Source organism: Algibacter agarivorans (assembly GCF_039543245.1).
Classification (GTDB): Bacteria; Bacteroidota; Bacteroidia; order Flavobacteriales; family Flavobacteriaceae; genus Algibacter_G; species Algibacter_G agarivorans.
On the sequence record NZ_BAABJJ010000044.1, the window covers coordinates 127667 to 140735 of the forward strand.

Sequence of the window (13069 nt, forward strand, 5' to 3'; positions counted from 1 at the left end):
AATTAACTATTTACAAATTCATTTACATTAATTTTCTCCCAATATTTTTTAAGCTTCACAGCATATTCTCTAGGAGTGATTTTAATATACTTCAAAAATTGTGATTCAGTCTTATGTCCTGTAATTTTCATGATAGTAAGGGTATCAAGTTTGCCATAATGATTAGTTGCAAAACTTCTACGACAAACGTGGCTTGAAATTAATTCATGCTTTTTATATACATCGTTTACTTTGCGGTATACTGTTTTCTTTTTTCCGTTTTTTTCAATCTCAATAGGAGACATCTTTGACCCTTTAATTTCATAGGTCAACCCCACATCCTTACAAACCACTTTTATATAATCGTTAAACTTTGGGTCAGAAATTTTTCTTGGAAACTTGCCCTTTCTTTTTTCTAATATCTTCTTAACATGATTATGCATCGGAACATAAACTGGAAAGTCTGTTTTTAAAGTATCTTTTTGAATAAAATCCCCATCAATATTAGATTTTGTCAATGTTAACAGGTCTGACACCCTAAAACCAGTCCAAACCCCTATGATTAACCAATCTCTAGCATTATCCAAATAATCCTTTTTAAATTCAAAACTATTGATTTCATGAATCTCCTTCAAGGTTAAATAAGTGTCAGTTGTTTTATTTGAAGGCAATTTAAAATCTGAACTTTTATAATTTGCATTAACTTCATACCCTTTTAACTCAGCCTTTCGACAAACTCGTTTTATTACAGACAAATAACCGCCAATCGTATTTGGGTTTAATTTCTGCTCTGTATCCAAGTACTCAATAAAAGCCTCATGAAAAAACATATCAACATCTGTCAGTTTAACCAACTTCCCTGCATGCCGTTCATAATCATTTAATTTAATCTTTGTTGTTTGATAATGCTGTATGGTTCTATAACTTATCGGATTATTTGGCTTATCTAGTCGTTTCTTTGCAGTATCAATAAAAAATTGCATAAATGAAGATAAAAACTGCTTTTCATCAATAGCTTTGTCATTAGACTTCTTATTTAAAAATCCATTGATTTTTCCACTCAACCATTTATTATCAATAATAATGCCTTCTACTGAATCAGAACCATATTGATTCTCTATATGAGTTTTTAAGTTTCTTAATTTTTTGTTTAATTTATTAAAATCTACTTCATCGGTAGGATTTATTCGCTGTAAGCTTAAGCTAAACTTTCCTTTAGGTATTTGAATACCAGTTTTAACTTCAAAATCAAACTGCCCCCCTTGTTTGAACCTTAAAAATATTGTATTTTTCTTGCTATTAGTTTTTGTTCTATATCTTACGGAAGCCATAAAAAAAGGTTTTCACAAAGTTAATGAATTCCCCCAAAACCACCCCCATATTGAATGATTTTTAATGAATATTAATTATTCATTTGAATTCACTATTTATATAACATCTCATAAAATCCCATATATAAAGGGATATAGAGTTGTATATTGAATTCATTGAAAATCATTAAAAATCAAAGGGTATAGTCTTCTCGTGCGCACTTTTAAAGACCTTGTACTCTAGTTAATGTTATTCAATTGATTGTAAAAACTTGAGTACTGGGAGTTATTAGGATATAACTGCACTAACCTAGAAGCTATATTTTTAGCTTTATCTATTTGGTTTCCTTTATTATACACATAAGCTAAAACATACAACAAACTCTCATTATTAGCATCTAGTTTTAAACCTTTTGCTGCTATGATCTCAGCTTGTTTTAGATTATTTGTTTTATCATATAGCAAACTTAAATTATAATAAAATCGAATATTCTCTGGCATGTATTTAATTGCCAAATGCATCTGTTCTATCCCTTCATCCAATCTATTTAATTCAGCCAATAAAAGTGCATAAGAATAATATGTTTGTGCATACTCAGGTTCTAACTCAATAATTTTTTTATAGGCTTCTTCTACTTTTGGATAATTTTGATCTCTGTAATATAAATTAGCAAGGTTCGTTCTTACTATATTATTAAGATTATCGAGTTCTAAAGCATTTTCATAACCTTTAATAGCGGCTTTTAAATTACCTTTCTTTAAATAATAATCAGCTCTTTTTACCCTACCACCAACAAAATCTGATGTTACATTTAATTTAGTTTCAAACTCTTTTTTAGCTTTTTTATAAACCGTTTTATAATCTTCTGGTATTTGAATATCATCTAAATAACTTATTGCGAAAAAAGCCTTAACTCTCACAGAACGCTTTTCATCTTTAAGTTTGGGTAATAAATAATTCACATAATCTTTAGTATCCACATTACCTAATACGTCAAGAGCAGTCCCCTTTACCAATGCCGAATCATCATTTAAAAAACTTATCATATTATTAATAGTATCTGCATCCAAATAATTAGACATACTACTAACCGCTGAGGCTCTTGCAATATCTGGATATATAGTATCTCTAGCCAACTCCAACAAGGCATCTAACCCATTTTCCTTTTGTAATATCCCTGGAGCTAATAATTCTGAGAAATGCTTATAATCTGGCTCTCCATAGTGTTTTTTAAAATTATCCCATGCCCACTCATTGTCTTTATCGGTATGACATTGAATACAGGCATTTGGTGTGCCATACTTTATACTCAAATCTGGTCTTGGAATTCTAAAACTATGGTCGCGTCTAAAATCATTCCCCATATAATATTTTCCCGTCATATGGCAATTAATACACTTAGCACCTTCTGAATTATTTGAATGAAAATGATGAGCGGGCGAGTTATATGTTTCAGGTACATGACATTGTAGGCATAATTTATTGCCTTCAAACTTAAGTTTTAATGAATGTGCATCATGACAATTAATACAGGTTACATCATTATGATACATCTTGCTTTGAACAAAAGAGCCATATACATAAACTTCATCTAAAATTTGACCATCTGGGTGATACGTTCTTTCATTAATTAACTCAGGAAAATAATGATCTAACATGCTGCCTTCAAAATTAAAATACTCAGAAATTTGCTCTCTTCTCATGTGGCATCTGGCACATTGATCGACCAATTCTTTAGGTGGAGTTTCAACAGTCATTTTTAAGTCTCCAGAAGGCTTATACTTTTTACCCAATACATTCACTTGACCTACATGGTTTTTACCTGGACCGTGACAAGCTTCGCAACTTACATTTATAATAGCATATTTGGTATTATAACTGTGTGTATCAAAATCATAATTCTTTCTAACATTAGTTGAGTGACAATCAGAGCACATAGTATTCCAATTTAAACCTCCTCTAGACCAATGCAACCATTCTGAATGCACCACTTTAAAATCTGGGTATAAATCAAACCACTTGCCCTTTTCGGTATCCCAAGCAGTTCTTAAACATTGATAATGGCCGTTAGGAAACCGTACAATGTATTGTTGTAATGGTTTAATTCCGAAGGCATATTCAATTTTATAATCTACGTAATCGCCTTCTGGCCCTTCAGTATTTACAAAATAATCTTTACCTTTTTTGTAAAAATGAGATGTAACCCCTTGGCTTTTAAACTTTACATTATTGAAATTGCCTATAACACTAGAATCTGAAACTACTTGCATGGCCTTATCATGGTGCGACCCTTGCCATGATTTAAATTGATCAGCATGACATGTTTTACAGGTTTCGTCTCCTAAAAAATGATTGTCTGGTATTTGTTTTGTTGAAGTAAAAACAACTTCCGTATCACTCATGGCAGATATATACTTTGATTCTTTTTCTTTACAGGACAAAAAAAGCATTACAATAAAAACAGCAGACGTTATATTTATGAATTTCAATTTAAAAAAAGAATTTTATGATTAATAATCGTCTAAAAGTAATTATTTTATAAATCTAAAAGCCTAATTAATACCATATTTTAAACAAAAAAATTCAATAAACAAAAATTTTAAAAGATTGAATACTATAGCTAATTTATTCTATAGAATAAATTAAAAATCAATAGTCATTAAGTTCATAAAATACGTAATGCATATTTAAAAATTTTGTTGTCCATTAAATTATACTTACTTTTGTTTAATATAAATTAAAAATAAATGAACAATATTAAGGTTAACTTTAGTATTAAGGATTTAGAAAACCTTACTGGCATCAAAGCTCACACCATACGAATTTGGGAAAAACGGTATAATCTACTTAGCCCAAATAGATCGGACACAAACATTAGAAACTACAGTTTATCTAGCTTTCAGAAATTATTAAATATATCATATTTAAATAACAACGGGCTAAAAATATCCAAAATTGCCAAACTAAAAGAAGAAGAAATACCAATAAAAGTTAGAGAGCTTGCCTCTAGAACTAAAGTAGAAGACCACGCTATTAATGCCTTAAAAATGGCAATGATTAATTTCGACCAAGTGCTATTTTACAGCACTTATAACAACCTATTAGAAAATAAAACATTTAGTGAAATTTTTTATTCTGTATTTTTACCATTACTAAATGAAATTGGTCTCTTATGGCAAACCAATACAATAACACCTGCTCATGAACATTTTTTGTCGATTCATATCAAACAAAAAATACTACTAAATACTGAAAGGCTTCAACTTTTAGAACCAAAACCCTCCTCAAAAACATTTGTGTTGTTTTTGCCTGAAAACGAAATTCATGACATTGGACTACTTTTTATAAATTACCAACTTAGAAGTAAAGGCTACCATACTATCTTTTTAGGAGAAAGTGTTCCTATGGAAAGCTTAACTGATTTACTTGAGTTTTTTGATGATATTACATTTATCTCTTACTTTACTGTTTATCCAATACCTCAAGAAATTCCAAATTACATCCATAAATTCAACGAATTACTGTTAAAAAAAGATAACACAAAACTACTTCTACTAGGAAAGCAACTTTTTGATTTACAAGTAGATAACCTTCCAAAAAAAGTAAATACATTTAATTCAATTGAAAAATTAATAGAACAGTTATAAAAATATTTTATTTTTGTTTAGCTTTTTTGTATATTTATTGAACAATATGAAAACAACTGTTAATATAATAGGATCTGGTTTTTCTTCCCTAGCTGCATCATGCTACTTAGCTCAAGCTGGTTTTGATGTCACAATGTTTGAAAAAAACAAGACCATCGGTGGTCGTGCTAGGCAATTAGTGAAAGACGGATTTACTTTTGATATAGGTCCAACCTGGTACTGGATGCCAGATGTATTTGAACGCTTTTTTTCAGACTTCAATAAAAAGCCCTCCGACTATTACATATTAGAAAAATTAAATCCAGCCTATAGTGTTTACTTCGGAAAAGATGATTTCATTACTATAGAAGACACTTTAGAAAAAATAATATTAGCTTTTGAAAAAGAAGAACCGGGTAGTTCTAAAAAACTCAATAAATTCATAAAAATAGCTAAAAGCAATTATGATATTGCCATTAAAGATTTGGTTTATAATCCCGGTGTTTCTCCTTTAGAATTAATTACCCCAACTACTATAAAAAAGATTAATCAGTTTTTTAGCACTATTAAAAAAGATGTTAGAAAAGAATTCAAGAATGAAAGATTGGTAAAAATCCTTGAATTCCCAGTATTGTTTTTAGGTGCCAAACCTAGTGACACACCATCTTTTTATAGTTTTATGAATTATGCCGATTTTGGTTTGGGCACCTTTCACCCCAAAAAAGGCATGTACCAAGTAATTCTAGCTATGGAACGTTTAGCCTTAGAATTAGGAGTAACCATAAAAACAGAAAAACCTGTTGATGAAATTATAGTAGAAAGCGGAAAAGCAACAGGTATTATTTCAAAAGGAAAAACATATAAAAGTGACATTGTAGTAAGTGGTGCCGATTATCATCATACAGAAACGCTTTTAGAAAAACCATACCGGCAATACTCGGAAAACTATTGGACTAAAAAAACATTCGCACCCTCCTCGCTCCTATTTTATGTTGGTTTCGATAAAAAATTAATTAATGTTAACCACCATACCTTATTTTTTGATGTTGATTTTGATGTACATGCTGAAGCTATTTATGACACCCCTAAATGGCCAGAAAACCCTTTGTTTTATGCAAGTTTTCCAAGTAAAACAGATGTTAATTCTGCTCCAAAAGGAAAAGAAGCTGGTATATTTTTAATTCCGCTAGCTCCAGGATTAGATGACACCCCTGAACTAAGAGCTACCTATTTTGAAAAAATTATAACACGATTTGAAAATTTAACATCGCAAAGTGTAAAAAACAACATTATATTAGAAGAAAGTTTTTGCATAAACGATTTTATAAAAGACTATAATTCCTACAAAGGTAATGCTTACGGAATGGCTAATACCCTGATGCAAACCGCTTTTTTAAGACCAAAATTAAAAAGCAAGCTTGTGGATAGTTTATTTTTCACTGGACAGTTAACCGTTCCAGGGCCAGGTGTACCGCCTTCATTAATATCAGGGAAATTAGCAGCCAACTTAGTAATAAAACACCATAGTATTTTAGTATGAAAGCATTATTCGATACCGTGTCTTACAATAGCAGCAAGCTAGTAACCAAAACGTACAGTACATCTTTTTCACTGGCTACTAAAATGTTGTACAAATCTATACGTAGCGATATTTACAATATTTATGGTTTTGTTCGTTTTGCTGATGAAATTGTAGATTCCTTTCATGATTATGATAAAGAATCACTTTTTAACAGGTTTTCTGAAGATTTAGAATTCGCACTGAAAAATAAAATCAGTTTAAACCCTATTTTAAATTCATTTCAACATACATATCATAAATACAGATTAGATAAAAATTTGGTAGATGCCTTTATGAAAAGCATGCGCTTGGATTTACACAAAACCGATTATCTTACTGAAGAAGAATATAAAGCTTACATTTATGGATCTGCAGATGTTGTTGGCCTCATGTGCTTAAAAGTTTTTGTAAAAGGTGATAAAACAAAGTACGAAGAGCTTAAAGAAACAGCTATGTCCTTAGGTTCAGCATTTCAAAAAGTGAATTTTTTAAGAGATTTAAAAGCAGATTTCGAAGGTTTAGATAGAACATATTTCCCGAATACGGATTTAAATAATTTAAATGAATCTTCAAAACAAGCTATTATTGATGATATTGAAAAAGATTTTGAAAAGGGTTTAAGTGGTATAAAAAAACTACCTATTGAAGCCAAGTTTGGAGTTTTTATGGCATATAGATACTACAGTCAATTACTTAAGAAACTCAAAAAAACACCCGCTTTAAAAATAAAAGATTCTAGAATACGCGTTTCTAATCCTAAAAAAATTGAACTTTTAATGCGTAGTTATGTAAAATATCAATTAAATTTAATCTAAAATTTTAGTGATGCACACCTTACTTTGGATACTCGTTTTTTTAGGCACCTATTGTATTATGGAATTTATGGCGTGGTTTACTCACAAATACGTCATGCATGGTTTTTTATGGAACGTGCACAAAGACCACCATCACAAAGACCATGACAGTTGGTTTGAGCGGAATGATGCTTTTTTTATTTTTTATGCCGTAGTTAGCATAGGCTTCTTTTTGCTTTGGAAACATACTAGTTTTTGGCAGGGCTTACCTATTGGCCTGGGTATTTTCGCCTATGGACTATCCTATTTTATAGTACATGATATTTTTATACATCAGCGTTTTAAATTGTTCAGAAATGCCAATAATTGGTATGCCAAAGGTGTAAGACGAGCTCATAAAATGCATCATAAGCATTTAGGCAAAGAACACGGCGAATGCTTCGGCATGTTATTTGTCCCTTTTAAATACTTCAAAAGTAACAGATGAATTATTTATATCTGACACTAAACTTAGGGTCTTTATTAGTTCCTTTTATTTTCACTTTCCATCCTAAATTAAAATTCTACAAACTTTGGAAACCCTTATTGATAGGGATAATAGTGAGTATGCTAATTTTTATTCCTTGGGATGTTATTTTTACAATGAAAGGGATATGGGGTTTTAATAAAGGCTACTTTTTGGGGATTACACTATTTTCTCTTCCTATAGAAGAATGGCTGTTTTTTATATGTATTCCATACGCCTGTGTATTTACACATTATGCGCTACTTTATTATTTTCCTAATTTAAAATTGTCTATTGGACTAACCAAAACCATGAGTTACTTATTTGTTTTAATATTAATTATAATTTCATTTTATAATTATTACAAATGGTACACCCTCATAAACTTCTCGCTAGCGGCATTGTTACTAACTATTGTAATCAATAAAAATATAGCGTTATTACGCCATTTTTATCTAACTTTTTTAGTGATGCTCATTCCATTTTTTATTGTGAATGGTATATTAACAGGAAGCTTTATTGAAAATGAAGTGGTTTGGTATAATAATTTAGAAAATTTAAACATTAGAATATTTACCATTCCTATTGAAGATATTGTATATGCATTTACACTTATTCTTCTAAATTTAGTTATTATGACTTTATTAGAAACGAATACCAAACAAACTTCAAAATAACCGATTAAATTCATTTCTATTTCCTTTATATTTCAATATAAAATAGAACCATAACTAAGGCTATGCTTATATTTTCTAATTCATCTAAAGAAAGTATAATTAAAATTTATTATCAATCATTTTAAAATTCGTTTGGTATAAAAGAAACTACTGCAATAAATTATCTATAGTATTTCTAACAGATTCACTATTCCAATTAGCTGCTCCATTTTTATCGATTACAATATTGCCAGATTTATCTATTAAAAAAGTTCTTGGAATACTCGTCACATTAAAAGATTCAGGATAATTGGTTATTGGACTATACACTTTAAATGAATAATTGTTTTCATTTAAAAATTTATTAATCTTTGAGTGTGCTTCATTAGAAACAAAAACAAATGCTATTTCGCCTTGGTAATCGTTATAAAGTGATTGCATACTTGGCATTTCAGCTATGCATGGCGGACACCAGGTTGCCCAAAAATTCACCAAAACAACTTTTCCCTTGGTGTCCTCAAAATTTATAGTAGTGCCACCTTCACCTTCTAATCTCCAATTATAATCACTTAAAATAACTTGTTTTGATTCATTTATAATTGAAGGACTAAAAAGCGCTAATCCTTTATGCAACAGTACTTGTATAGGTTGACGCGTTTGTGGAATGAGCAATAATCCAATAACTATTAAAAAAATGATATTCTTTATTCTAGGCTTTGAAATTTTCATATAACTGTAAATATAAAAGGCACAGTTTCTATGTCGAAACCATGCCTTAAATCTAACAAAAAATAGTCTTAAATATTACCTAGTAACTTCACCCCAAGGTAAAGACCCTAAGTTTTGTCCAAAACTATGAGTTGCAGGTGCGGTATCTTGCCCAGCTGTTCCTACTAACGGTTTCATTACGAAAGGTGCCGGTGAATCATCTGGTACAGGCTCTACCGACACAACAACAGTGCGTCCTCTAACATCTAAAGGAAATGTTTCTCCTGCTGGTTGATTCAAGAAAAAATCTTCACCAGGAATCGGAGGTCCCGGTTGTTCTGTTTCGCTAAAATCATCAAAACTATCACGCATATCAAAAGCTGTAAAAGTTCCTGTTGTAATTGGTCCGCTCTCTCCTACGACCCAACCTTCATAAGCCCAACCTGCTGGCAATGTTGGCAACATAAAATTCGGTACTGGAGGCATTCCAGGTGTGCCAAACCAAACACCATAATGGTCATTTCCATTATTTACCCCTATCTCATCTGTTGGAGATCTTAAAAAGAAAGCTCCTGATGCAATACTAAAATCTCCAACAATATCTGTATTTACATCAGCTTTATTTCCTGAAAAATCTCCAACTAAAACTTTAGTGTCTGCTGGGGCTGGGTCAGGGTCGTTTGCTGGCTCAATAGAAAGCACAAATCTAGTCGCACTAGCTAATTGCGCCGCATCAATTGAAAAAGATTGAGGAAATGTGATGGAAGAAAAAGTCCCTGTTGAAACCGGTATTCCATCTACAATAACCCATCCTTCATAAACATACTCAGAACCTAAAGTTTCTAAACCGTTTAAGTCTAAAGTCAAACTTGCTGTTGTAGATCCATTTTCGTCATCATTACTGCATGAAGTAGCAAAAATTCCTATTGCTAATACTGCTAAAAACATTTTTTTAATCATGGTATTTTTTTTAATACTTCAAAAGTATACCAAGCCAATGTTTATAAATGTTAGCTATCTAACACTATGCGATATTTTTATAAATTCTTATCTCTTTTCTAGTAAATTCAATGACTTTTTCTGCTTTTAATTCGTTTAACAGAATATTTAATGTTGGTCTTGATGTACCAATTAAGCATGCTATATCTTTTTGTGTATATGGATGGCGAATAACCTTATCTCCTGTTTTATCGCAATCATAGCCGTAATCCGAACATAATTCGTCCAAAAACTCTAAAAGTCTTGTTTTAGCATCTTTGAATAACAATAATTGTAAACGTCTTTCTAACTTTTTTAATTTGAAACCAATAACCTTATAAATCTTAAAACTAAAAGATTGATTATCTCTCATTAAATTATGCATAGTTTCAACACCTACAGGACAAATACTGGTACTATTATCTATGGATTGTGCAAATTCTTCGCGTACTGATTCTCCCAAAATAGCGGTTTCTCCAAACAACTCACCTCGTGTTAAAATAGCTTTAACTACCTCTTCACCACCTTCACTGTAATAGCCAATCTTAACTTTTCCTTTTTCTATAAGATATACTTTGTTTGATGAGTCTTCTTCGAAATAGATATAATCCTTCTTTTTGTAGGCATCAAAATCATGTTCAACTTTAAAAGCTTTAAACTTATGAGGACAGAGGACCTTGAGAAGATTGACGTCGTCAAAAAACCAAATTGATTTCATTTTATTGGATTATTTTAGTGAATATAAAGTCGAAAAAAACAAGTATTGCTTACATAAAAGCATAAAAAAAGCCTCCATATTCAGGAGGCTTAACATTACTATTTTTCTATTATTTATTCTTCTTCATCAGATGGTTTATTGACGTCATCATCAGAATCTAATTTATCTAACATGTTGTGTTTTTGCAGTAGATTATACCATTGCAAGACCTTTTTAATATCGCTAGCGTATACTCTATCTTCATCATAATCAGGTAAAACATCAAAGAAATATTCTTCTAACTTATCTTTACTGTCTTTAGGTTTTACACTAGTTGGCTCACCGTTTTCTTTCTCCTTAATACTTTTAAGCACTTGTTTTAAAGGGACTTCTTCAGTTAATGTATAAATAGCTATTTCACTTAAAACACTAACGTTATTTTGTACACTTACAGATATGCGTTTGTTGTCAATCAACGATTCAGCAACAAAACCACCACGCGTTTGTGCTATTAACTTGTATAATCCTGGTTTTCCTGATATTGATAATACTTTTTCTAAACTCATAAATTATTTTTTGAAAAGGGCAAATATCAACTGTTTATTGATGTCTTGCAAATATTATCGTCTCTTTTTTTGATCTGGAAAACGCATTCTATAATCTACATCTATCTTTCCTTTGGAAATATTTGCTAGCCTTCCTTTTATGAGTCGCTTTTTTAAACTAGACAGTTTATCGGTAAACAAAACACCTTCAATATGATCGTATTCATGCTGGATAACTCTAGCTATCAAGCCATCAAAAGTTTCTTTATGAGGTTTGAAGTTTTCATCAACATATTCAATAGTAATATTTGGTTTTCTAAAAACATCTTCTCTAACATCTGGGATACTTAAACATCCTTCGTTAAAAGCCCATTCATTGCCCTCTTCAAGTGTTATTCTAGCATTTATAAAAACACGCTTAAAATCTTTTAAAGTGTCTTGCTCTTCCCTATTTAAATCCTCATCATCAGCAAAAGGCGCGGTATCTACTAAAAACAATCGGATAGGCAACCCTATTTGTGGTGCTGCTAAACCTATTCCGTAAGCATTATACATGGTTTCGAACATATTTTCTAAAAGCACATCAAAATTAGGGTAATCTTTAGAAATGTCTTTTGCTTTTTTCTTTAAAACGGGGTCGCCGTAAGCTATAATTGGTAAAATCATTATGTATTATTCGTTAGGAATCACAAAAATACTAACTTATAATGTATTGATAGTATTTATAGAATTATTCTTTTAATGAATCATCTATTTAGAATATAAATAGCTTTGCAAAATAAGCGTAGCGCTAATCTCATCTATAAGTGCTTTATTTTTTCGTTGGTTCTTTTTTAAGCCACTATCGATCATAGTTTGAAACGCCATTTTTGACGTAAAACGTTCATCTACTCTTAGGATAGGAATGTTAGGAAATTGTTTTTCTAACTTAGCGATAAATGGTTTAATATGCACTTCGCTCTCTGATGCGGTATTATCCATCTGCTTAGGCTCTCCTACTAATAACAATTCTACCGATTCATTTTTAGTATAGTCTTTCAAGAATTGCAGCAACTCTTTAGTATTGACTGTAGTAAGTCCAGAAGCTATAATTTGCAACTCATCTGTTACTGCTATACCTGTTCTTTTGGTACCAAAATCCATTGCTAAAATACGTGCCATTTTATCTTTTTTGCAAAAATAATAAAGAATTGGTTAAAACTCTTTATTTAGATTCCCGATTTAATGGGCAAAAGCATATTAAAATCAATATTCTTATTCTTAGTCATATTGGCTTTCAACAAAAACAAGAAAGGCTATCTTTTAAGACAGCCTTTCTCAATTGAATAACCTTAATATTTATATTTGAACAATATCGTTTAAGCCTTAGTAGCTTTATTTATTTTAGGAAATAATAAATTAATATTACTAACTTTTCTTTTACGGTTTAAGTAAATTCTAATATCACTCGCAGCACGAGCAATAGACGCTTTAAATGTATTAACATCAATCAATAATGAATCGTTTTCTTTTACTGTATTAATTTCAGTACCAACAGTTATGTTTACATCTTCATTAGAAACAGAAATCGTATTACTAGTTTCAACTTCTAAAGCTAACTCAGTACCTTGAGCATTTCCGAAAGAGAAAGAAAGTAATAAAATTAATAAAATGTAAATATTTGTTTTCATCTGTTTATCATTGTTTGATACGTCAAATATATACCCACA

14 protein-coding genes are annotated in these 13069 nt (G+C 30.7%); 5 read left to right on the forward strand and 9 right to left on the reverse strand.

What is annotated here, in order from left to right; genetic code table 11:
- Positions 1–2: 2 nt before the first annotated feature.
- A complete protein-coding gene (locus ABD935_RS15500; RefSeq protein ID WP_345193601.1) occupies positions 3–1310 on the reverse strand; it encodes a phage integrase SAM-like domain-containing protein in 1308 nt (435 codons plus the stop codon).
- Between the two features lie 219 nt (positions 1311–1529).
- Positions 1530–3692 carry a multiheme c-type cytochrome gene (locus ABD935_RS15505; protein WP_345193603.1) on the reverse strand — a complete coding sequence of 721 codons (2163 nt, stop codon included), beginning with the start codon at positions 3690–3692 and terminating at the stop codon, positions 1530–1532.
- A gap of 345 nt (positions 3693–4037) precedes the next feature.
- On the opposite strand from ABD935_RS15505, the gene ABD935_RS15510 reads away from it, so the two are divergent.
- From ABD935_RS15510 to ABD935_RS15530, 5 genes are read left to right on the forward strand one after another with little or no spacing between them, the layout of a single operon-like run.
- Positions 4038–4937, forward strand: a complete 900-nt coding sequence (locus ABD935_RS15510; protein ID WP_345193605.1) for a MerR family transcriptional regulator — start codon at positions 4038–4040, stop codon at positions 4935–4937.
- Between the two features lie 46 nt (positions 4938–4983).
- The gene (locus ABD935_RS15515; RefSeq protein WP_345193607.1) at positions 4984–6456 is read left to right on the forward strand and encodes a phytoene desaturase family protein; all 1473 of its coding nucleotides are present in this window, start codon (positions 4984–4986) and stop codon (positions 6454–6456) included.
- A complete protein-coding gene (locus tag ABD935_RS15520; RefSeq protein WP_345193609.1) occupies positions 6453–7292 on the forward strand; it encodes a phytoene/squalene synthase family protein in 840 nt (279 codons plus the stop codon). The genes ABD935_RS15515 and ABD935_RS15520 overlap by 4 nt, the downstream gene beginning before the upstream one ends.
- A 10-nt stretch (positions 7293–7302) precedes the next feature.
- Complete coding sequence (locus tag ABD935_RS15525; RefSeq protein WP_345193611.1) at positions 7303–7758, forward strand: sterol desaturase family protein; 456 nt, start codon at positions 7303–7305, stop codon at positions 7756–7758.
- Positions 7755–8453 (forward strand): lycopene cyclase domain-containing protein, encoded by a 699-nt coding sequence (locus ABD935_RS15530; protein WP_345193613.1) that lies wholly within the window; start codon positions 7755–7757, stop codon positions 8451–8453. The genes ABD935_RS15525 and ABD935_RS15530 overlap by 4 nt, the downstream gene beginning before the upstream one ends.
- A 147-nt stretch (positions 8454–8600) precedes the next feature.
- On the opposite strand, the gene ABD935_RS15535 is transcribed toward ABD935_RS15530, so the two are convergent.
- The 7 genes from ABD935_RS15535 to ABD935_RS15565 form a co-directional block, all read right to left on the reverse strand.
- Positions 8601–9161: a TlpA family protein disulfide reductase gene (locus ABD935_RS15535; protein ID WP_345193615.1), complete on the reverse strand. Its 561-nt coding sequence runs from the start codon at positions 9159–9161 to the stop codon at positions 8601–8603.
- 75 nt (positions 9162–9236) lie between these two features.
- Entirely contained in the window at positions 9237–10100 is an 864-nt protein-coding gene (locus ABD935_RS15540) for an anti-sigma factor (protein ID WP_345193617.1), read from the reverse strand.
- Positions 10101–10164: 64 nt separating this feature from the next.
- Complete coding sequence (locus tag ABD935_RS15545) at positions 10165–10836, reverse strand: Crp/Fnr family transcriptional regulator (RefSeq protein ID WP_345193619.1); 672 nt, start codon at positions 10834–10836, stop codon at positions 10165–10167.
- A 113-nt stretch (positions 10837–10949) separates the two neighbouring features.
- Entirely contained in the window at positions 10950–11381 is a 432-nt protein-coding gene (locus ABD935_RS15550) for a DUF5606 family protein (protein WP_345193621.1), read from the reverse strand.
- Positions 11382–11435: 54 nt separating this feature from the next.
- Complete coding sequence (gene def / locus ABD935_RS15555) at positions 11436–12026, reverse strand: peptide deformylase (RefSeq protein ID WP_345193623.1); 591 nt, start codon at positions 12024–12026, stop codon at positions 11436–11438.
- An 84-nt stretch (positions 12027–12110) separates the two neighbouring features.
- Positions 12111–12521: a Holliday junction resolvase RuvX gene (ruvX, locus tag ABD935_RS15560; RefSeq protein WP_345193625.1), complete on the reverse strand. Its 411-nt coding sequence runs from the start codon at positions 12519–12521 to the stop codon at positions 12111–12113.
- A 197-nt stretch (positions 12522–12718) separates the two neighbouring features.
- A complete protein-coding gene (locus tag ABD935_RS15565; RefSeq protein ID WP_345193627.1) occupies positions 12719–13030 on the reverse strand; it encodes a hypothetical protein in 312 nt (103 codons plus the stop codon).
- Positions 13031–13069 lie beyond the last annotated feature (39 nt).